This window comes from Paenibacillus thiaminolyticus (assembly GCF_007066085.1).
GTDB lineage: Bacteria > Bacillota > Bacilli > Paenibacillales > Paenibacillaceae > Paenibacillus_B > Paenibacillus_B thiaminolyticus.
Genome location: NZ_CP041405.1, coordinates 400837 through 422173 on the forward strand (window position 1 = coordinate 400837; position 21337 = coordinate 422173).

At 55.2% G+C, this 21337-nt stretch carries 20 protein-coding genes and 2 pseudogenes; 18 read left to right on the forward strand and 4 right to left on the reverse strand.

The window, feature by feature from the left end:
- Window positions 1–33: 33 nt before the first annotated feature.
- The 10 genes from FLT43_RS01655 (at window position 34) to FLT43_RS01700 (ending at window position 10053) form a co-directional block, all read left to right on the forward strand.
- Window positions 34–633, forward strand: a complete 600-nt coding sequence (locus FLT43_RS01655) for an undecaprenyl-diphosphatase (RefSeq protein ID WP_087443632.1) — start codon at window positions 34–36, stop codon at window positions 631–633.
- Between the two features lie 176 nt (window positions 634–809).
- Window positions 810–1082: a hypothetical protein gene (locus FLT43_RS01660; RefSeq protein WP_127510978.1), complete on the forward strand. Its 273-nt coding sequence runs from the start codon at window positions 810–812 to the stop codon at window positions 1080–1082.
- Window positions 1083–1310: 228 nt separating this feature from the next.
- Window positions 1311–2309, forward strand: coding sequence for a beta-ketoacyl-ACP synthase III (locus FLT43_RS01665; protein ID WP_087443630.1), 999 nt, complete (start codon window positions 1311–1313; stop codon window positions 2307–2309).
- Complete coding sequence (locus FLT43_RS01670; protein WP_087443629.1) at window positions 2299–3507, forward strand: ATP-grasp domain-containing protein; 1209 nt, start codon at window positions 2299–2301, stop codon at window positions 3505–3507. The genes FLT43_RS01665 and FLT43_RS01670 overlap by 11 nt, the downstream gene beginning before the upstream one ends.
- Window positions 3504–4502 (forward strand): NAD-dependent epimerase/dehydratase family protein, encoded by a 999-nt coding sequence (locus tag FLT43_RS01675; protein ID WP_087443628.1) that lies wholly within the window; start codon window positions 3504–3506, stop codon window positions 4500–4502. Before FLT43_RS01670 ends, FLT43_RS01675 begins: the two co-directional genes overlap by 4 nt.
- Before the next feature lie 159 nt (window positions 4503–4661).
- Window positions 4662–5534 (forward strand): MBL fold metallo-hydrolase, encoded by an 873-nt coding sequence (locus tag FLT43_RS01680; RefSeq protein WP_087443627.1) that lies wholly within the window; start codon window positions 4662–4664, stop codon window positions 5532–5534.
- Window positions 5531–6853: a F390 synthetase-related protein gene (locus FLT43_RS01685; protein WP_087443626.1), complete on the forward strand. Its 1323-nt coding sequence runs from the start codon at window positions 5531–5533 to the stop codon at window positions 6851–6853. The genes FLT43_RS01680 and FLT43_RS01685 overlap by 4 nt, the downstream gene beginning before the upstream one ends.
- Window positions 6850–8013: a GNAT family N-acetyltransferase gene (locus FLT43_RS01690; RefSeq protein ID WP_087443625.1), complete on the forward strand. Its 1164-nt coding sequence runs from the start codon at window positions 6850–6852 to the stop codon at window positions 8011–8013. The genes FLT43_RS01685 and FLT43_RS01690 overlap by 4 nt, the downstream gene beginning before the upstream one ends.
- A 14-nt stretch (window positions 8014–8027) precedes the next feature.
- Window positions 8028–8897, forward strand: coding sequence for an SDR family oxidoreductase (locus tag FLT43_RS01695; RefSeq protein ID WP_244194272.1), 870 nt, complete (start codon window positions 8028–8030; stop codon window positions 8895–8897).
- Between the two features lie 193 nt (window positions 8898–9090).
- Complete coding sequence (locus FLT43_RS01700) at window positions 9091–10053, forward strand: stalk domain-containing protein (protein WP_087443624.1); 963 nt, start codon at window positions 9091–9093, stop codon at window positions 10051–10053.
- A gap of 181 nt (window positions 10054–10234) precedes the next feature.
- On the opposite strand, the gene FLT43_RS01705 is transcribed toward FLT43_RS01700, so the two are convergent.
- Entirely contained in the window at window positions 10235–11215 is a 981-nt protein-coding gene (locus tag FLT43_RS01705; RefSeq protein WP_087443623.1) for a DMT family transporter, read from the reverse strand.
- A 118-nt stretch (window positions 11216–11333) separates the two neighbouring features.
- On the opposite strand from FLT43_RS01705, the gene FLT43_RS01710 reads away from it, so the two are divergent.
- Together FLT43_RS01710 and FLT43_RS01715 are read left to right on the forward strand one after the other, a co-directional pair.
- Window positions 11334–11903, forward strand: a complete 570-nt coding sequence (locus FLT43_RS01710) for a helix-turn-helix domain-containing protein (protein ID WP_087443622.1) — start codon at window positions 11334–11336, stop codon at window positions 11901–11903.
- 206 nt (window positions 11904–12109) lie between these two features.
- A complete protein-coding gene (locus FLT43_RS01715; protein WP_087443621.1) occupies window positions 12110–12526 on the forward strand; it encodes a DUF1259 domain-containing protein in 417 nt (138 codons plus the stop codon).
- On the opposite strand, the pseudogene FLT43_RS30425 reads toward FLT43_RS01715, so the two are convergent.
- Window positions 12523–12747 (reverse strand): annotated as a pseudogene (locus tag FLT43_RS30425) (GMC oxidoreductase); the annotation flags it as partial. The gene FLT43_RS01715 and the pseudogene FLT43_RS30425 sit on opposite strands and share 4 nt — an antisense overlap.
- Before the next feature lie 442 nt (window positions 12748–13189).
- Between FLT43_RS30425 and FLT43_RS01730 the strand changes: the two are divergent.
- The 3 genes from FLT43_RS01730 to FLT43_RS01740 all read left to right on the forward strand — a co-directional run bounded on the left by FLT43_RS01730 (window position 13190) and on the right by FLT43_RS01740 (window position 15552).
- Window positions 13190–13972: an alpha/beta fold hydrolase gene (locus FLT43_RS01730; RefSeq protein WP_244194271.1), complete on the forward strand. Its 783-nt coding sequence runs from the start codon at window positions 13190–13192 to the stop codon at window positions 13970–13972.
- Window positions 13969–14817 carry a DUF2785 domain-containing protein gene (locus FLT43_RS01735; RefSeq protein WP_373994951.1) on the forward strand — a complete coding sequence of 283 codons (849 nt, stop codon included), beginning with the start codon at window positions 13969–13971 and terminating at the stop codon, window positions 14815–14817. Before FLT43_RS01730 ends, FLT43_RS01735 begins: the two co-directional genes overlap by 4 nt.
- Window positions 14818–14982: 165 nt before the next feature.
- Complete coding sequence (locus FLT43_RS01740; protein ID WP_244194270.1) at window positions 14983–15552, forward strand: YkoP family protein; 570 nt, start codon at window positions 14983–14985, stop codon at window positions 15550–15552.
- 32 nt (window positions 15553–15584) lie between these two features.
- Here FLT43_RS01740 and FLT43_RS01745 read toward each other — a convergent pair whose 3' ends face one another.
- Window positions 15585–16454 (reverse strand): metallophosphoesterase, encoded by an 870-nt coding sequence (locus FLT43_RS01745; RefSeq protein WP_087443620.1) that lies wholly within the window; start codon window positions 16452–16454, stop codon window positions 15585–15587.
- Window positions 16455–16626: 172 nt separating this feature from the next.
- On the opposite strand from FLT43_RS01745, the gene FLT43_RS01750 reads away from it, so the two are divergent.
- On the forward strand, window positions 16627–17736 hold the full coding sequence (locus FLT43_RS01750; RefSeq protein WP_087443940.1) for an MGDG synthase family glycosyltransferase: 1110 nt from the start codon (window positions 16627–16629) through the stop codon (window positions 17734–17736).
- A gap of 119 nt (window positions 17737–17855) precedes the next feature.
- A pseudogene (locus tag FLT43_RS30430) lies at window positions 17856–18020 on the forward strand (response regulator); the annotation flags it as partial.
- A 735-nt stretch (window positions 18021–18755) separates the two neighbouring features.
- Here FLT43_RS30430 and FLT43_RS01760 read toward each other — a convergent pair.
- Window positions 18756–19691 carry a DMT family transporter gene (locus FLT43_RS01760; RefSeq protein WP_087443618.1) on the reverse strand — a complete coding sequence of 312 codons (936 nt, stop codon included), beginning with the start codon at window positions 19689–19691 and terminating at the stop codon, window positions 18756–18758.
- A gap of 149 nt (window positions 19692–19840) precedes the next feature.
- Between FLT43_RS01760 and FLT43_RS01765 the strand changes: the two genes are divergently transcribed.
- Window positions 19841–21247: an aminotransferase-like domain-containing protein gene (locus tag FLT43_RS01765; RefSeq protein WP_087443617.1), complete on the forward strand. Its 1407-nt coding sequence runs from the start codon at window positions 19841–19843 to the stop codon at window positions 21245–21247.
- Window positions 21248–21337: the final 90 nt, after the last annotated feature.

The following is a 21337-nucleotide window of genomic DNA, read 5'->3' on the forward strand; positions in this document are numbered from 1 at the left end:
CGTCGTCTCATGAATTAGAAACAGAGGAGGAATATCATCATGTCTCAATGGAATATCGATATCTTTCGCGCCATTAATGATCTAGGCAAGCAATTCGCTGCCCTCAATCCGGCCGCCGTCTTCGTGGCGGAATATATGGTGTATGTGCTCGCCTTGGCCATGCTTGTCTATTGGTTCACCCGCAGCGGCCGGAACCGAATGATGGTCATCCAGGCCGGACTTGCGTTTATTTTAGCGGAAATCATGGGAAAAGCGGCCGGCAAGCTCTACTCGCATCATCAGCCGTTCGCGGAGCTGCCCGAGGTGAATAAGCTGATCGACCATGCTATTGATAACTCTTTTCCGAGCGATCATACGATTCTCTTCTTCTCGGTCTGTGTCTCCTTCTGGCTCGTTCGCAAGAAGGAAGGATGGCTCTGGCTGGCGCTCGCATGCTGCGTAGCCGTCTCCCGGATCTGGGTCGGGGTTCATTATCCTGTGGATATCGCCGCGGGGGCGCTTCTGGGCATGGTGTCCGCACTGGTCATGTACTGGCTCGTTCCGAAGCTCGGGTTCGTCAAGCGCTCGCTGGATCTGTATGAACGAGCGGAGCGGCGCATCCTGCCGATGAATAACAAATCCGACAGCTTATAATTTGTTCACGCTCTATTGCAAACATACACGCATCGTTGTCCCGCTATGAATATGCTTTAATGATATTGAACATAGAGGTGATGATGATGGCGTTACCGCTTCATCAGAAGTGGCATAATCAGCCGGTGCTTGTCGTTACGAGAGATGGCAGGTATTATATCGGGGAGATCACGGCGGTGGATAAAAGCAAAATCACGCTGCATGGCGCAGTGACGACGAAAAAAGCAGTTCATAAGCAGAAGAGCAGAAAAGGGAAACCGGTACAAACCTCAGGCCTTCTCGATATGTTTTTGGGTGCACGAAATAACGGTCCAGAGAAAGGAGCCGCAGAGGCGGGTCCCGAAAATCGTGCGGCAAGCGCGTTCGATGGGGGGAAATTGCTGCAGGGCATTCAATTGTGCATGGGAATGATTAAACATGTCATTCCTTTAATGAAGTTATTTGCGTAAGGGATGTAATGAATGGGTGTGAGCAAGTAGAAAAGTCAGCTGCCTTCCCGCAAACAAGCGGAAGCCGAGCTGGCTTTTTGATTCTCTGAGCCTGCCGCTGTCCGCGATACAGGAGAATATAAGTGGGATGAGCCGCAGGCAGGAGGTTATTTTTCTCATCTACAGTCCGGAACTCTGTGATAAAATGACATATAATGAGCATTTTTTCATCATGGGGGAGGACATGTAGTGCGCAGCCGACAAGTGAAACTGCTAGCTAGCGGCAAATATTTGCCCAAACGAAAACTGACATCCGCCGATATGGATCGGCTTCTTGGCGTGCCGGACGGCTGGGTGCAGAAAAAATCCGACGTACTGGTTCGTCATTTCATTGAGGATGAAACGGCTTCTTATATGGGGGCGCAGGCTGCCCGGGAAGCGATGCGCCAGGCCGGGCTTCGTCCAGCCGACATTGATTGCATTGTATGCGCGAGCGGCACGCAGGAACAGCCGATTCCGTGCAATGCGGCCCTGCTGCAAAAAGAGCTGGGACCGGAATGGGCCGGCATCCCGGCTTTTGATATGAATTCGACTTGTCTGAGCTTCCTGGTCGCTCTTGATGTCATATCTTATATGATCGAAGCTTCCCGCTACCGCCGGGTGCTGATCGTCTCGTCGGAAATCGCTTCCGCCGGTCTGAATTGGCAGGACAAACAGAGCGCCGCCCTGTTCGGTGACGGGGCTGCCGCGGTGATTGCCGCCAAGGCGGAGGAGACGGAATCGTCGCGAATCGCGCATGCGGCGATCTCGACTTATGCGGACGGCGCCGAGCTGTCGGAAATTCGCGGCGGCGGCTCAAGGCTGCATGCGGCGGCCTACAATGAGGGAAATCGGGAAGATTTTTTGTTCCGGATGGACGGCCAGGCCATTTATCGGATGGCTTCGAAGCTGCTGCCGGAGTTCACGAAGGAGCTTCTGGGGACCGCCGGAGCGCGCATGGCTGACTTCCGGCTTGTCATCCCGCATCAAGGCAGCGCGATGGCGATGAGGCTGTTGCGCAGGAAGCTCGGAATCGCCGAGGAGCAGCTTCTGTACATTACGCCGAATCACGGCAATACGATCGCGGCTTCGATTCCGATGGGCCTGCATGAAGCGGTGACGCAAGGACGCATTCGGCGCGGGGACCGCATCCTGCTGCTCGGGACGTCGGCGGGCCTGACGCTCGGAGGTATGATTATTGACTACTGAAGCGGAACCAGCCGCCGTTCTCATCACTGGAGCGAGGGCGCCGGCGGCGCTGGAGTGGGCCCGCCTGCTTCATGCGGCGGATTGCCGGGTCTATGTCTGCGACAGCCTGCCCGCTTATGTCAGCCGCTACTCGCGCGCGGCAGCCGGCGCATTCACCGTGCCGGCGCCGAGGTTCGGCGCGGAGGCCTTTGCCGATGCGGTCGCGGAAGCGGTTGCGAAGCATCGCGTTGGGCTGGTCGTTCCGACATGCGAGGAGATTTTTTATTTGGCCCGCTATCGCGAACGGCTGGAGGAAGCCGGCGCCGCATTGTTCGCGGACCGTCTGCCGGCTTTGCTGCGGCTTCATCATAAGCTGGACTTTATCCGGACCGCAGCCTCTCACGGCTTCCACGTTCCGGATTCGCGTCTGATCGGGACGCCGGCCGACTTGAAGGAAGCGCTGTCCGCTTGGACTGACCGGGAACGGGTCGTGCTGAAGCCGGTCTATTCCCGGTTCGCTTCCCAGGTGCAGATCGGGAGCCCCCGTCCGGGCCGCGGCCATATTCAAGCGCCTGCGAATCTGTCGCCCGGGAATCCGTGGGTGCTCCAGCAATATATCGAAGGAGCGCCGATCTGCACCTACAGCATCGTGCGCCACGGACGCGTGGTGGCGCATGCCGCTTATGAGGCCCGCTACCGGGTCGGGCTCGGAGCGGCCGTTCAGTTCGCGGCGCTCGACCACCCGGGCGCGCTCATCTGGGTTCGCCGCTTCGCAGAGGCCGAACGGCTGACGGGGCAGATTGCGTTCGATTTCATTGAGGCGCCCGACGGGGCGCTGCTCCCGATCGAATGCAATCCGCGGGCGACGAGCGGAATTCATCTGTTCGCTCCGGAGGACAGGATCGCGGAAGCCGTGCTGCGGCATAGGGAGCCGGAGCGCGAACAGGCGCTGATCGCTCCCGCGGGCGGACGCCAAGCGATGATCGGCTTCGCGATGGCCGCATGTCTGCTGCGCCGGAGGCTGACGTGGACGGAGCGCAAGGAAGCTCTCCAGGCCCTGTGCCGGAGCCGGGACGTGCTGTTCCGGGCTCGCGATCCTTGGCCCGTCCTGGGGCAAGTCCCGGCGATGTTCGCCTTGCTGTGCCTTGGACGGGAGCATGGCGTGCCGCTGATGGAAGCAAGCACAATCGATCTGGAATGGAATGGTGATATGACATGAAGGCATTGGTAACAGGGGCAACAGGATTTCTCGGCATGTGCCTGGCCCGGCGGCTGGAGCAGATCGGCTGGGATGTCACCGCCGTCGGCCGCGACCGGGGGCGGGGCGCGCTGCTGACGTCCTCCGGCATCCGGTTCCTTCCGTTGGATCTGCGCGACAAGGATGCCGTACTGCGCGCAGGGGAACGGCAGCAGGCGGTGTTCCACTGTGCGGGGCTGTCCACCGTATGGGGGAGGTATGCCGACTTCTATGCGGACAACGTTACGGCCACCGAGCATCTGCTTGAAGCCGCGCGGCGTCACGGGGCGCAGCGGTTCATATTCGTCTCGACGCCGAGCGTCTACTTCGATTATACCGACCGCATTGACGTCGCTGAGGATAGCGAGCTGCCCGCCCGCTTCGTCAATGATTATGCCCGCACCAAATATATGGCGGAAGAGCGGGTGCGCGAGGCGATGAACAGCGGACTGTCCGCGATCATCCTGCGCCCGCGCGCGCTGTTCGGCCCCGGTGACCGGGCGCTGTTCCCGCGCTTGATGAGGGCCAACCGGGAGCGCGGCATTCCGCTCATTGACGGCGGCCGGGCGCTGTTGGACTTGACCTATGTGGACAATGTCGCGGAGGCGCTGGTCTGCTGCGCGAGAGCGCCGGAATCCGCCTGCGGTCAAGTGTACAACATCAGCAACGGCGAGCCGATCCGGTTCGTCGACGCGGTGAACCGCTTGTTCGCGGAGATGGGGGAGAGGCCGCGGTATCGCCGCGTGCCGTATCGGACGGCCTTCGGCGTGGCCGCGGGAATGGAGGCGATGTACCGGCTGTTCAAGCTGAGCGGGGAGCCTCCGCTCACGCGCTATTCAGTCGGCGTCGTCAGCCGCAGCCAGACGCTGGATATCCGCAAGGCGAGACAGCAGCTCGGATACGATCCGCAAGTCAGCTTGCAGGAAGGGTTCGCGCGCTTTGCGGCATGGTGGAAGAAGGAGAATGCGTCCCGTTAAGCATACGGAGCTGCTGAACAGCAACTTTTCAGAATAGTCAGGATAATAGGACAGGAAAAGATAGGATAGATTGAATAGATGGAATATGAGGATAGATAGGATTGATAGGATTGATTGGATTGATTGGCTAGATAAGATGGTTAGGAAGGAGTGGAAGCCATGAGCAGCATCAATCGTACCCAAGTTCGGCTGACGTGGCTGATGGCCGGCTGGTGCACGCACCCGGAGTGGGTGACGATACGGAACGGCTCGCTGCGCAAGGCCGTGTTCCCGGCCGGGTTGGCTGTCATCGAACACCCTGACAGAGGACTTGTCCTCTTCGACACGGGTTACGCCTCCCGCTTCTTCGCCGCGTCAGCGGGATGGCCTTACCGCTTGTACCGGATGATCACGCCCGTCCGGTTCGAAGACGCCGACGGCGCCGCCGCGCAGGTGAAGGAACGGTTCGGGGCGGAAGCGGCCGATGTGGGGACGATTATCGTCTCCCACTTCCATGCGGATCATATCGGGGGAATGAAGGATTTCCCGAACGCCCGCTACCACTGCTTCCGTTCCGCCTACGAGGCGGTTCGGGGCAAGCGCGGGTGGTCTGCGCTGCGGGCCGGTTTTTTGCCGGAACTGATGCCGGATGATTTCGAGGCGCGTTCCATTATGATAGGGAATACTGGCGAAGGGTCGGGACAGATCAAGCTGCCGGATGGGCTTCCGTTCGCTTATGGCTCCGACCTGTTCGGGGATGGCAGCGTCGTGGCGGTGGATGTGTCCGGGCATGCGCATGGGCAGATGGGGATCTTCGTGACGACGGAGCGCGGGACATTCTTCCTGTGCGCGGACGCCGCCTGGTCCAGCCGGGCCATCCGGGAGCGCCGGCCGCCTCATCCGGCCGCCGGGTTCATTATGTCCAGCCGGTCCGATTACCTGGACCGCTTCGACCGCCTGTGCCGGCTCCATGACGCACGTCCGGATATTCGCATCGTGCCAAGCCATTGCCGGGAGGCAGACCGGCTGGTCAATCAGGAGGGGGATTCATGAGAGCGGCACCGCTCATCGAGTTTGCTTCACGTTATATTCATACGCTGCGAATCGGGAAGATTCGCTCCCGGTCTGCGCTGGAGCGGTGGCAAGAGCGGAAAATTATGCGCCATATCGCAACCGTGCGCGCTCAATCCTCTTTTTACCGCGAGCTGTGGGAAGAATGGGCAGACACCGAGTGGAGACAATTTCCGATAATTGAGAAAGCGGAGATGATGGCGCATTTTGATCGGCTGAACACGGTCGGCGTCAAAAAGGATGAAGCGCTGGAGATCGCGCTGCGGGCGGAGCGCACCCGGGATTTCCGCTCCGCGATTGGCCCGGTCACGATCGGGCTGTCGTCGGGAACGAGCGGGAACCGCGGCCTGTTCCTCGTCAGCGAGCGCGAGCGTCTCGCCTGGGCGGGAGCCGTCGTGGCGAAGCTGCTGCCGGGAGCGCTGCTGCGCGGCGAACGGATCGCCTTCTTCCTCCGGGCGGACAGCAAGCTGTATCAGAGCGTGCGGCAGGGCCGGCTGCAGTTCGCCTTTTTTGATCTGCTGTCTTCGTATGACGAGCATATCGAACGGTTGAATGCGCTGCGCCCGACCGTTGTCGTAGGGCCGCCATCCCTGCTGCGGATGCTGGCCGCGTCCCGGCGGGCGGAGGAGCTATCGATCCGGCCGCGCAAGATCATCTCGGTCGCGGAAGTGCTCGATCCGCTCGACCGCCCCTTCATCGAGGCTGCCTTCGAGCAGCGGCTCCACCAGGTGTACCAATGCACCGAAGGGTTTCTCGCGTCGACCTGCGCTTACGGCACGATTCATGTCAATGAGGATATCGTCCACATTGACAAAGAATACGTTGACGCGGCTCACGGCAAATTTATTCCGATCGTGACCGACTTCTCCCGTCTTGCGCAGCCCATTATCCGCTATCGGCTGAACGATGTGCTGACGGAGAAAAGGGACCGCTGTCCGTGTGGATCGCCGTTCACGGCGATCGAATCGATCGATGGCCGCTGCGACGATCTGTTCTATGTGCCGGCCGCCGAGGCTAGCGGGAAGACGATTCCGCTATTCCCGGACTTCATCTCCCGGGCGATTATCGGGGCATCGGATCGGATTGAGGAATATGAGGCGGTGCAGTTGTCGCCGGTGCGGATGCGTGTCGCTCTGCGTATCGCTCCCGCATCGCGTCCGCAGGCAGAGGAAGCTGTACGCGCCATGCTGGACGACCTGTGCCGGAGGACGGGCTGCCAGCCGATGGAGATTGAGTTCGCGTCGTATGCGCATACAGCAGGAGACCGGAAGCTCAGACGGGTGCGGAGGTGCTGGACATGAGCACAGACTCCGTTCAGCTCTTCGATGCGTCCACGATCTCCGCTCTTGCCTGGCCGGATACCGCGGACGGGCGGTATGCGAAGAGCTTCCTGCTGCCGCTGATGGAAGCGAATGTGTCCGCGTATATCCGCAACGCGAACACGAGACTGATGGCATTGAGCGTGGACGGCATGATTCTGCCTGTAACGGTAGGAGATGGGGAATACGGCGACAATACCTTCGTCTGCTCCCCATACACCCATTATGTCCGTTATGCGAAGCAGGAGCTCGACAGGCTCCCGAGCCGGCCGCTGCGGGCGTGCCTGTCGGTACTGCTGAACGGAATCGGCGCCGGACTGCGGGCGGCCCGGTTCGACTCCTGCGTGATGGTCAACAATTGGCTGTTGTCAACCAATCTGTATCCGGCACGGCTCGCGGGAAGCCATATGCGGGACACCGTCCGCTCGCTGAAGCGGGAGTTCCCGCGGCATGCGATCATGCTTCGCTCGCTGACTTCTTCCCTGCATGCCCCTCTGCTAGAGGCTTGCCGCCAAGAAGGCGCCTGCCTCGTGCCGAGCCGGCAGGTGTATATCCTTCATCCCGCCGACCCCACAGGGCACAACGCGAAGGCGCGCTGGCTGCTGAAGCGGGATTACGCGCTGATCGAACGGCATGGCTACACGATCGATGGCCCCGGCCAGATCCGGGAATCCGATGTGCCCCGCATCGAGGAGCTGTACGGCAAGCTCTATCTGGAGAAGTACTCGCGCTTCAACCCGGACTTTTCCGGCGAATACATTCGCCTTGCGCTGCGGGACGGGATTTTGCAGCTGCACGGCTTGCGCCGAGAGGGTCGTCTGGATGCGGTGCTCGGATTTTTTGGCCGTGACGGGGTGATGACGACGCCGCTATTCGGCTACGATACGGCGCTGCCACAGGAGCTCGGCTTGTACCGGATGCTGTCGGCGGCTCTTCTGGAGCTGGCGCGGGAGAACGGCTATCTGCTGCACGAGAGCTCGGGAGCCGCGCAGTTCAAGCGGAATCGGGGTGCACGGGCGGATATCGAGTATAGCGCCGTGTTCTGCGACCATCTGCCGCGAGGCACGCAGCTCGCATGGCGTTCGCTCTCGGGTCTGCTGACGCGCGTCGGCATTCCGGTGATGCGCAAATATAAGCTGTAGGGAAGGGGAGAGAGATGGATAAGAATATGCGCGCCGCAGATGAAGCGGCAGAACGCCCGGTGGCCTTCGTCACGGGCGCTTCGAGCGGGTTCGGCATGCTGTCGTCCATTAAGCTGGCGGAACAGGGGTACCGGGTTATCGCGACGATGCGGGCCACATCCCGGCCGGAGGCATTGACAGAGCTGGCGGCTGCGCGCGGCGTGGAGTCCCGCTTGGAAGTGCGCCGGGCCGATGTCACGGATGCGGCTTCCATCGAAGCGGCCGTAGCGCATGCGCTCGGAACCTATGGCCGAATCGATCTGCTCGTCAACAATGCGGGCTATGCGCAGGGCGGCTATGTGGAGGAAGTGACGATGGAGCAATGGCGCGCGCAATTCGAGACGAACGTGTTCGGCGCCATTGCCGCAGCGAAGGCGGTGCTGCCCCATATGCGGGAGCAAGGACGCGGCACGATCATCAATATCGGAAGCATTAGCGGACGGATTGCGTTCCCCGGGTACGCGCCGTATGCCGCGGCCAAGTTCGCGATCGAAGGCTTCAGCGAGTCGCTCCGGCTGGAAATGAAGCCATATGGCGTCGATGTGGTGCTGATCGAGCCTGGCTCGTATCCGACGAACATCTGGGAGAAAGGGTTCGCCTCAATTACGATAGACGACGCTTCGCCATACCGGAACCGTCTCGAGAGCATTCTGCGCTTCTCCCGGCAAAGCGCCTCCTCCAAGGCTGATCCATGGGAAGTCGCCAATCTGATCGCACGCATCGCGGCCGACAAGCGGCCGCGCCTTCGCTATCCGATCGGGAGCGGGGTGCGCCTGCTCCTCGCCGCGAAGACGCTTCTGCCATGGACGCTCATTGAGAAGCTGGTCGTGCGTCTCCTTCGCTGATCGGTCCTGCCGCAGATCGTCCTGCGGCAGATCGGTCGTGCGGCAGGAAGCGAACAGGGCTCCCGGCCAAAAAATGCGCCGCACTGTGCAACCTTGCGTGCATGTTCTCCGTCTGAGAGTGTGAGTAAGGGGTCAACCAATTGCGCAATTGGACTCCATCGTATGACCTGCACTCCAGAGAGGATGACATCGAATGAACAAAGCTATCGCCGCATCTATCGCTCTGGCGCTCGCCCTGGCGGCCGCACAGCCTTTGGCCGCGCCGGTGAATGCGATGAATGAACAAGGGACGGCAGTGCCTGTGGAGCAAGAACGTGATTTTTATGATAAGTATATGAAGCAGTTTGTCTATAATGAGAACGGAGAGATCATGGGCACGGCCCGCGAGACGAGCCTCAACACGGACTGGCTGCATAACGTCTCCGAGCGTAGCAGCCTGACCGTTGACGGCCAGAGCGTCGATGCCGACATTGTGCTGGACGGGAACTATCTTCTCATACCGCTGCGGCCGGTCATGGAGGGCATTGGATACGAGCTGACATGGAACGCCAAGAACAAGTCGGTCGAAGCCGTGAAGGGCCCCCTCTGGACGAGCGTGGAACTGAACAAGGACCAATATGAATACGCCAAGATGCCGCTGCAGCTTGGCAAAGCGCCCGTACTCTTGGCCCATATGACGTATGTGCCGCTTCAGTTCGCCTCCGAAGTGCTGAAGGCAGACGTGATCTTGAACGAGCAGGGCGATATCACGATACAGAGCCGGCCGGAGCAGATCCCGCAAGATTCCTTCGGGGGCATGCATTGGGTGATCGTCGTCAATGGCGAGGGCATCGGCGTCCCGACTGAGGACGTATTCACGACGGAAGATGACGTTATGGTGCCGGCGGAAGCGATTGGGAAGGCGCTCGGCTATACGGTCGAGTATAATAAAGATACGGGCGCTTACGAATTCGTGCGCGGCGCGAAGTGGATAGCGATTAAGGAAGGCGGGACGGCGGCCGCCGTCGGCAAAATGAACATCGAGTTGAACACGGCCCCGATTGTCAAGGATGGCATGCTGTATCTTCCGTTCGGCTCGCTTGAGGATGTATTCAGCGTGAAGGCGCGCATCGATCCGACGGGCGTCATTGGCATCCAGGAAGAGTTATCCTCATAGACAACAAGAGATAGACACATACCAAGAAGATATGAAAAAGGAAAAGACATGCTTTGGAGATCACCCGGACCGCGGGAGAGCTAGAGGCATGTCTTTTATATATGGCTCACATAAGACGCAGGAAGAAGCAGAAAGCGACACCAATGTGTCGCTTTTCTTGATCTCCCGCCATCACGCGCCCTTACGCGCCCTGCTCCTTGGCGGGCGCCGCAGGCTTCGCCGGCGCGAACCGCCGGCCGGACAAGCTGGTCGCCACCATGCCGATAATGACGATGATCATGCCCGCCATGGACCAGCCCTGCGGGAAAGAGCCGTTCAGCAGCAGCACTTCGCCCAGCACGGTAAAGACCATCGTGCCGGATTGGGTCGATTCAACGGCGGCCAACAGCATCGTGTTATGCTTCGCCATATCGGTGGCGAGGAAGAACAGCAGGCTGGCGATAACGCCGGAGCAGACGGCGAGCAGCAGCGCCTGCAGCAGCTGCGGGCTTGTCGGCCAGCCGACGGTTGCTGTCCCGTACAGGCCGAGCAGGAGCGCGATCGGCAGACTGCTGATCGCCATGCCCAGCGTGCGCTGGAAGGTGTCCAGCCTGCCGTGGCACAGCTCCATCATCTTGCGGTTGCCGAGCGGATAGAGGAAGGCGGCGACGAGCACCGGCATGAATCCCGCCAGCAGCTCGGACATCGTAATCTGGCCCGCTTCGGTCACTTGCATGAGGATGACGCCGATCAATATAATGACAGATATACGCAAGCTTCGATAGGGTATGGCTTGCCGCACTCTGCGCGGCCCGTCCGGCGCAGGCACAGTGACGAAAAAGAGCGGCGACAGCAAGGCGCCTGCCAATATCGTTATCTGCCACGTTCCGGAAGTAAGCCAGGACGGGGCGTAGACTGCCGCGAAGCTGAGCAGCGAGTAAAAGCCGATGCCGCCGAGGGTGCCCCAGAGCAGCCAATGCAGCGGATGCTTGCGCATCTCGCGGAAAAGGCCCGCCAGATTGCCGCGGAAGGCGACGATGGCGATCAGAAAGGGAAGCGCCAGCAGAAAACGGAGCGACGCGGTCCAGGCCCAGCTCGTGCCAGACAGATTCATGGCCCGATTGATGATAAAGGTCGCCGAGAAAAATAACGACGATAATATGCCAACGATGATGGCTCTCATTTGCTCACCTCATTGATAATCATTTTCATTCGCCTATAGTAAAGAATAATATACTATAATAAGATAAAAGTAAACTAATATATTGTGAAATTAATTCTTGGTAAAGGTGTGATGCGGAATGAAGCCTATTCATGAAGAGGAGACGAAAATGCTGATGCAGTCTGTCGGCGGCAACCTCCGCAGGCTGCGGAAGGAGCGGAAGCTGAGTCTGGAGGAGCTCGCGGCGCTAACCGGGGTAAGCAAATTGACGCTCGGCAATATCGAGCGCGGGGATACAAATCCGACGATCGGGATGATGTGGAAAATTTCGAAGCATCTGGACGTTTCTTTAATGGCCTTGTTGAAGCCGGGTCATGCGGTATCGCTCTCCCGTGCCGGCGAAGGGCCGAAATATGACAGCGACCATCCGGGCTGGACGCTTGAACCGATGTTCAGCGATGTCCGCGAGAAGCTGGAGATGCACCGCGCGTATGTACAGCCGCATACCGTCTATATCCCGGAGAGCCATCATGCCGGCACAATCGAGATCGTGACGGTGATGGCCGGGTCGATCGAATTAACGATCGGAGAGAAGACGTATTCATTGAATAGATTTGATTCCATCCAATTCTCGGCTACGGAATCTCACCGCTACCACAATGCTGGCGAGGACGAAGCGGTATTGCATTTAACGATGTGTTACCCTTGAACACGCGCGCGGCGCGTTTTTGTGTGATGGGGAAGAGCGGAGGCGAAAACAACAGTCTATGGGGAAATGCCTGCCGGGAGCACGGCGTACACCCAAAACGAAAAAAAGAAACCGTTTTTAGCGACATTCCGGTTCAACTGGGCATTCACATATACACTTCACCCATGACAGTAATACAATGTGGCAAAACCAAGAGGAGGTTTATCATGGCGAGTGTAAAAGCGAGTGCACAGTTCAGAAGATTATGTAATCAGTTTGCCAGAATATTAGGAGGGGAGCATGAGATCGACCCGGGGCCTGTCTGTTTTGTCAGCCGTCCGAGAAATTTTAAAGCGACCATTCTGGGAAGACGCACAACTTCACCTTTGGTTCGTTATCAGCTCTTCTCCTTCGAATCGCTGGATCGATCCGGACGCGCCCTTTGTCTAGGGGAAACGGCTCTGTTCCAGAATCAAGCTAACCGGTTAATTCGTAATCTTCAACGGAACGGAATTAAGGTAACGGCACTCCATAACCACTGGTTAAATGAAAGCCCCCGTTTGATGTACATCCACTGGGAGTCGATTGATAATCCTATTGATTTTGCCAGAAAAACGAAGCGGTCGATTGCTTTCTTGGGCTAAGCTTGACGTAAGGCCATGCCTCGGAAGACGCCGTCTTTCTCCATGTACCGCTGGATCCGGTTCCATGCAGAGCTTGGAGAAGACGGCTCACCTTCCCGATCGTTATTCTTCTCCCCAGTGTACCCAATAAGATATGCGGATGCTGAAGTATTGCCATCTACCGTAAATGGAATGATCGAAGCGTCAGCAACAATTAAGTCTTTTACTTTGCGAACATTGCCTGTGCCTCTTTGCGATTCGTTGAGAGGACCGCAAAATTTAACGTGTGATTCCGAAAGCGCTGCCCTACGTTGGGATTGTTGAAAACTCCTACTACTCCATCACTGCGGCAGGCCGTACATACTGTTCTCCGTTAATAGAGGAACCGCCGCCGGCAAGGCGGCCTGTAGTCCATTCAAAAGATGGATCATCAACACCTTCCTGCGGGTTACCTACCTTGCCTTATTGGGGAAAAAGCGCTCCTCTTTTCATTGACTGCTTTAGAATATTACTTTGCACTGTCCAATGTGCCTATTTTGCAATTCGTTCGGGAAAGTATGGCTGAAAGATGCAGGAGTATGACGAATAATGGAGAATTAGATCACATGAGTTAGATGATGCCAATATATAGTAAATAATTTATGGCATTAATTATCTCAATGAGAGGGTATAGGAGAAAGGAAAATGCGCGAGAAAATAGACGATGTGAACACCACTGGCGGTATTATCGAAAGCTTTCATACCATTAATAATCTCAGATTGTATAGTAAATCTTCACGGAAGGGCAAACCTAACGTCATCTTCATCGCCGGATTAGGCGATAGCTCCGAGACATGGAACGAGGTCCAGCACCGGATGGCGCAGGTAACGTCTACCTTGTCTTATGACAGGGCAGGCGTTGGCAGGAGCGAAGCGGCGCCCGTGCCGCGGACTTGCCTGGATCTGGCCGAGGAACTGTCCGCGTTGCTGGCGGCGATTGATATGGAACCGCCCTATCTGCTGGTGGGTCATTCTTTTGGGGGCTTGGTCGCCCGATTGTATGCCAGCCTATATCCGCAGACCGTCTGTGGCATCGTCTTGGTGGATGCCGCGCCCGAATTTAAGGAGCTAGCCTATGAAAAGGTGCTGCCCAAGCATCTGATAGCCGGAAACCGGGAATATTACGAGAATCCAATGGTGAACCGGGAGAAGATCGATAAGGTCGAGAGTTACCGCCAGGTCGCCGAGCATGCCCGGACAAGCAGCATTCCTCTCGCCATTATTACAAGGGGCTTGCCTGACAGCGGGGAGGACTGGCCAGCTCGAGCCATATTGGCCGTGGAGCAGAAGCTGCAAGCCGAATTCATGCGATGGTCCACATCAAGCAAGCAGCGAATAGCCTGCCGCAGCGGGCATGATATTCATCATGACGAACCGGATATTGTCATTGAAGAGATATTGATTATGCTGAAGGGGATGGGGAATTGAGCGAGCAAAGGATGACATTCATGAGGATCCTGCAACGGATTCAGAAGGAGGATTACCGGCTTCGCGAAGGCGAGCGGCTCCAAGATGTTGCTGCTCTCATGCTGCAATACATCGGCGATCCGGATCCGGAATTACGGGATGACCTCATCTATTCGACATTTTATCACTGGATAATCAAGAAGAAGTCGTTCACGGAAGCGGAGCTGCGCAGCCTATTGACCGTGCTTACGGATGATCGGCATTTATTCTATCATATCGGCAGCGAGGGCGACTCAACTGTATTTACGCGGTCATTCTCAGTCTTGCCGATCGCGCTGATTGTGCGGCGCCACAAGCAGGAGCCATTTCTGGATCTTGCGGAATTCCAGCATGTGATGCATTCATTAATTCGCTATGTGCAGGAGGAGAAGGATCTGCGCGGCTATGTGAATGAAGGAGGCTGGGCTCATAGCGCCGCCCACGCGGCGGATGCTTTGACGGAATTGGTGCAGTGTCCGGAATGTGATGCAGAGGGACGGCTGAAGGTTCTTGCCGCCGTTCAAGGAATGCTGCATAACGGGAGCCATATTTTTAACGAGGAGGAGGATGAGCGGATTGCCTGCATCGTGGATACGATCATAGACCAGGAGCTGCTTCCTCCGCAGGAGATCGAACGCTGGATAACCGGTCTGGCCGAATGCGGCAGTTGGTCGAGAGCCCGCAGTAACAGATTCGCCCAAGTGAACAGCAAAAACTTGGTGCGCTGCCTTTATTTCAGAAGAAAGCGGGAATGCAGGAATGGTCTTGCACCTGTGCTGGTTGCCGCCGAAGCGCAATTGAACTGGTTTGCCGCCACCGCCCGATAAGGGCGGTGTTTTTTTTGATCGCGGAGCACTGATCATGTATCGCGCTCACGTATAACGCTCACGAATCCATACTGAAAATTACCATGGCTGAATATGACTTTCGGAAGGATGATTACCGCCCGGCCTCGATAAAATAAATGTATCTTCAGTAAAGGGGAACCGTTCATGTGGATAAAATCGTTAGTCTTATCCATCTGGAATGTCATTGATCCGATCTATTATGCGTGCACCCGGCTGAAATGCATTGTGCAGCAAGACGGGAAGCGGAGCGCATTTCGAGTCAGGCTTACGTCCTTCCGCGGCAAAAGGGTGCTTCTCTCCGATGGAACCCTGATCACAAGAGGCGATACCTTGTTAAAGATTCATTTGCATAATGTCCTTCTGTTGAACAACATGCTGTTGATCAAGGGCGAGCTTCGAAAGGGAAAATTTTTGTACCGTATCATTGAAAAATCGCTGCCTGACCTTGCCCACTATGTGCGGAATCATCCCAAAAAAGAGGAGATTAAAGGAATTATCGGGATAACGATGTTAAACCGGGGAGCAAGCGGATTAGGATTTGAGACGATACCGATCAACAGCGCCGTCTATAAAGGGCTCAAATATGTAACCATGACGCCGATCTACTTCTTTTCCGCGAGCGATCCCGTCAAACATATCAAAAAACAAACGCCTGCTTATTTATTCATGTCAAAACATGCATTGCTGGAAAGATACGGGGCACCCAAAACGTAGTCTTGCTTCGTCATGGAAAAAGACTCTGATGGCTACATGGCCGCCAGAGTCTGTTCTTGTTGTATTCGCGATGCGGATGATGCCAGCGGCAAGCGATGGATCGTGATTTCAGGCCGGCTGCCAACGCGAATATTGACTCCGGTCTGACCCAAGCCCTCACTGATATAGAATGGCTTCCCGTCATGGACATGCAGCCCTTTAATCATATTCATGCCGACAAGCTCGCCCATAGCCGCCAAATGATACGGCTTCGGCCAATGAATTTGTCCTCCATGAAAATGACCGGACAGCAAATAATCAAATGAATATCGTCTCATCTTCAGCACAATATTCGGATCATGCGTAAGCACAAGGCGGTATCCATTCCCGATTCCATGGAAGGAAGCCGCGAGATCGCTCCGTTCCGTGCTGGCATCATCAATCCCGATAATATTCAGCCGCGTTCCGTTAATGTCAATGACGTCATTCTCGTTCCGCAGCGTTGTACAACCGTTCTGCTCTAAGGTTTGCTGTAAAGAAGCAAAGTTTGCCCCCTTCAGCACATAATCATGATTCCCGAACACCGCGTACATGCCGTATTTCGGTCTCAGGCGGTTCAGCACTTTCAGATAGGGAACCAGCTTCGGTATGGAGCGCGGCCGATCGAGAAAATCGCCGGTAAGCGCGATGAGATCAATCTGTTCATCTGTGAGCCTGTCGAATAGTTGATTCGCCGTAATCGAAATGTTCTCCAGATGCATGTCCGATAAATGAAGCACATGAATGTCCTGTCCGGACCGATTCTGTGCGCCGCTCGCCAAGCTGATCTTATTCATATTTACTTGCTGCGTATTCAGATAAGCTTTATATAAAAGGCATGCCAGCATAGCCAAGGTAATTGTGATAAACCCAAATAATAGCATAGCTTAAAACTCCTTTCTATATACCAGTATATAAAAATCGGCAGGTCCATGTCTGCGGTAATTCATGGAGCGGGGCTGTACTCCGAGTTCGAATCAGGGCTTCATGTATGACGGCAGGTGATTTCGCGCAAATTATACATTCAAGAGGAAGCTTGGTATGCGGAGGATTCACATGGCCACAAAAGTTCTGTTACTGCCGTTTTTGCAAATCAAAATGGGACATCACCAAGCGGCCGATGCGCTGGTGGAGCATTTGACAGCGATCGATCCGTCCATCGAATGCGAAATCATTGATATTTTAGACTACAGCTACGGCAGCCGTGTGGAAGGTTTGGTTTCTTCCGTTTATTTGAAATGGATTCACTTCCTTCCGGTCACTTACAGCTGGATGTACCGCAAAAACTGCGGCGGCCAGCTCCACAACAAGAGGCGCTATCGGCTGTATGAGATGATTTTTTTGAAAGCGATGCAAAAATTGATACGGGAAAAGCAGCCGGATTGCATCCTGTGCACTCATGCTCTGCCGTCTTACTTGCTTGACCGATTGAAATGCAACGGACTGCTTGCCATTCCGGTCATCAATGTGTATACCGATTTTTTTGTCAATGATGTGTGGGGGAGGGACGGCATCGATTATCATTTCGTTCCGGATGCGCATGTCAAGGCTTGGTTGACGAGCCGTTCCGTTCAAGCCGAGCATATTTTCGTAACCGGCATACCGCTGCATCCCCAATTCACCGCCCCGCGTCCGCAACGGAAGCAAGCGAATTCCGACATCACGGTATTGATTACAGGGGGAAATCTCGGCACCGGGGTCATGAAATCGATGTGCCGCGCTATCGGGAAGACAGAGGGAGTGCGTTATATCGTATTGTGCGGGAAGAACAAAGCTCTCTATCGCCACCTGAAGAAGAAAAACTGCCCCAACATTGTTCCGATGCCCTATGTTGAATCGAGAGCGGAAATGAATGATTTATATAATCAAGCCGACGCGATACTGACCAAGCCGGGGGGAGTAACGATTAGCGAATGTCTGTATAAAAAAGTGCCGATTTTCGTCTACCATGCCTTGCCCGGACAGGAAGAAATCAATCTGCTGCGTCTGCTGCACCAACAATTGATCGTTCATGTGAAGGATTGGGAAGAAGAGACGATGGACATGCAAGTCAAGCTGTTATGGAATAACCCGATGATAGAGCGTCTGACGGCACAAATGAATGACTACGGCCGGCAAATCTCGGATTTGAGAACAACGCTTCGTCATGTGCTCAAGCTGCCGTAGTATGAACAGGAGTTGGAATGCAAGAGTTGATGCGGCGTCCCCAAAGAGTTGGTGTTGGTGAATTGTCATGATCATTTATATAATAGATTCGTAAATAATGTTGAACCGAGAAGTGGAGCATGAGCAAAATATTAGTGATTGAAGATGATTTTGATATTCAGGAATTGATAACAGAGTTTATGAACGCTCAAAATTACAAGATCGATGTGGCGAACGATGGGGTGGAAGGAGTTCGATTATTCCAGAATAACGAGTATGATCTCGTTCTGCTGGAAGCCGCATTAAGAAGAGGGAACGCAACCGCTGCGGGGATTCTCCGGTGCAACGAAGTTACGCTGAATAAGGTCGGGTTTACGGTAAGATGAGCGAATCCCTCAGCTGAAGAGGATGCTTGAGGAAGCGGGGAAAACTAGCCTTGCGGATGCGAAAATTTTAAGAATCGCCATGGAAGAAGTACAAGCATTCATGAGCGGACAGAAGCCGGCGGAAGAAGTGAGCAAGCTGATTCAGAACAGAGTACTGACCTATTTGAATGAATAAACTGCGGCATCGGGGAGCCGGTCATATATTGCAAAAAGCCGCATTGCACCACTTCCGTAGACACGCCTATCCGGTAAGCGAAATCTGCAAAACTGAACGATTTCTACACCTATTCGCTAAGCGAAATCCTGTGAAAGTACAGCAATTCGATATGGACGACTTTACCAGAAAAGGAATCCTGCAAAACTGCAGGAATTTCACCCGTTTCGCTTCGACTTGAAGCAAAAGGACCTAAAATGATGTAGATTTGCAGCAATTCCCCGGGATGTGGACTCATTGAGCCGAAATTCCTGTAAAATAGCAGCAATTCACACCACACGTTCAAGCCCCAGGAGGCCCTTCGGGTTTTCCACCAGCCGCATTAATGCGGCTTTTTTGTGCTGCCGGCAGCGTTCCGGGAATCCGTTCACGCTGCCGGAGGCTATTTGACGGGAGAATTTGCCGTGATGACGCCAACATGCCGGGTAGATAATGGAGCTCTATCGGGAGTGAGCCTCCTGAAGTGCCGCCTCTTCCCTCTGCGGCTTCCGGAATAACTGCTGCAGGCTGTCCCAATTAACAAGCACGGTACCTGCAATGACGGTGACGGCACCGATTCCTGTAAGCCAGGTAACCGACTCTCCATATAGCAGGACACCGATGACAATGGCGACCAACGGGGATACATACAGCCAGGTAGAGGCGAAGACAGGACCCGTCTTGGCTACCAGCCAGTAGAACAGGCTGTGCCCGATCATCGAACCGATAATGATCAGGTAGAGCAGGGAGCCGAGCGCTTGCGCGGACAGCAGGCTCTGGAAGTGCCACGGCTCTGTGCAAGCAGACAGCAACAGCAGCAGTAAGCCGCCATAGATCATCTGCGCAGCGTTAAGCGCGATTGGCGACACCTCCGGGAAACGCTGCGTAACGCGCTTGGAGTACACCGCGCCCCATGAATAGAACACTTCGCCAGCAATAATGACAATGCTGCCAATGAGCAGCCCGAGACTGGCGGATAACGTCATGCTTGGCCAGATGATAAGGAAGATTCCGAATAATCCGACAAGGCAGCCAAGCAGAGAACGGCCGGCCGGCTTTTGGCGCAGCATGATCATTTGCAGCACCAGAATCATCATCGGCCCTGTGGCCGATAAGACGGCAGCGACACCGGAATCGACATATTGCTCGCCCCAATACAAGGCGGCAAAGGTGCCGAAAGTGAGCCCGATACCGGTAAGCAGCATATCTTTATGCAGCAGGAGCGAAAGCCTGGCTTTTTTCCTCCACACCATCCAGCCGAATAACAGCACCCCCGCGATGAAGAATCGGATTCCTGCCGATAAAAACGGCGGGGCAGAGACATCGACACCGATTTTGATGGCGAGAAAAGTCGTGCCAAAGATAAGACAGACAAGTAAGTAATTCAAGATGATCATGAGTGCTCCTCCTTTTCCCATCATCATATACGGACAGGAATAGAACAGATGCATGCCAATAGAACAGACGGAAGCGGATTGGGGTACAATACTATTGAGAAGTCTTGTCTGTACAGACTTTCGAACAACCTCGACAGGGGGCCGGCTGCATGCTTTTTAGACAAGTGTACGATCACATCATAACGCGAATGGAACGGGGGGAATGGAACGCACATGACAAGCTTCCTTCGATTCGCTGCCTTGCCCTTGAATTGAGGGTGAACCGGCTGACGGTACTCAAAGCCTACCAACTGCTTAAGCAGAACGGAAAAGCATATGTAAAGGAGAAATCGGGGTATTATGTCTGCCCCGAAGCCGGAAGCCAGGTTGCTGACGGGCATGATGAGCCACTGACGGCCGTTTCCTCCGCGATGCAGTTGAACAGCAAGCTGTCCGACATTCATAAGATAACGGCTTCCTATCAATTTTCCCAAGCGGTAATCGATCCGAATTTACTGCCGAATCTGTTTCTATCCGAGTATGTGAAGAAGGTATTTGACATCTACCCGAAACTAATGGGGACCTATTCCACCCCACAGGGTGATGAAGAGCTGCGTGAATTCCTTTGTCAGTATCTCAAGCGCCATTTCCGGATTCATCTGCAACCAAGCGAGGTGTTGATCACGACAGGCTCGCAGCAAGCGATCGATCTGGTTGGCAGAATCTTCATCCGCCCTCTGGATGCGATCTTGGTGGAGCAGCCGACATACAGCGCGGCCCTTGATATATTCCGGGCACAGGGAGCCAGATTGATTCCCGTAGCGATTTCTCCGGAAGGCTATGATCTGGACGCGGTCGAAATGCTGATGAAGCAGCAACGGCCTCGATTCTTCTACATGAACCCGACTTTCCATAATCCAACGGGCTACACATTGCCAACCAATCAACGCAAGCAACTGGTGGAACTGGCCGAACGGTATCGTTGCGTGCTCATCGAAGACGACGCGTTTTACGATATCTATTTTGATGAACGTCCGCCGCAGCCCTTATTCACGTATGATACCGAAGGATGGGTCGTATATCTCCGCAGCTTCAGCAAATATGTGGCGCCAGGCTTGCGGATATGCGCCGTATTTGGACGCAAGCCGGTCATTGACCCTCTAATTGCGGCCAAGGCGCTGGCTGATAACGGAACGCCGTTAGTGACGCAGAAAATATTTTTGCATTATTTTCAGTCGGAACGGATGCAGCAGCATCTGGAAAAATTGCGCATTGCTCTGCAGATTAGAAGAGACATTATGGAGGGAGAACTGGCCGCGGCGCCTATCGATTGGCGATGGACCAGTCCCAAAGGGGGGCTTAATATATGGCTTCAGCTTCCAGATACCGTTCCGGCGGCCGCGTTATTTCACGAGAGCTTACGGCAGTCCATTTCCTTCGTTCCCGGTCACATCTGCGATCCGCTACATGACATGCAATCGTGGATTCGGCTATGTTATTCCTTGGTGAATGAAGAGCAATTGCATGTTGGCGTTCAACGGCTGGCGGATATTGCGCAGCGCATCCAGAAGCGGTGACCGGCTAATCCATTCTTCTGTGAACAGATTGTCAGTTATCTGGAATCTTGTTATAATGCTTGATATGCTTTAACCCCCTATAAGATAAAA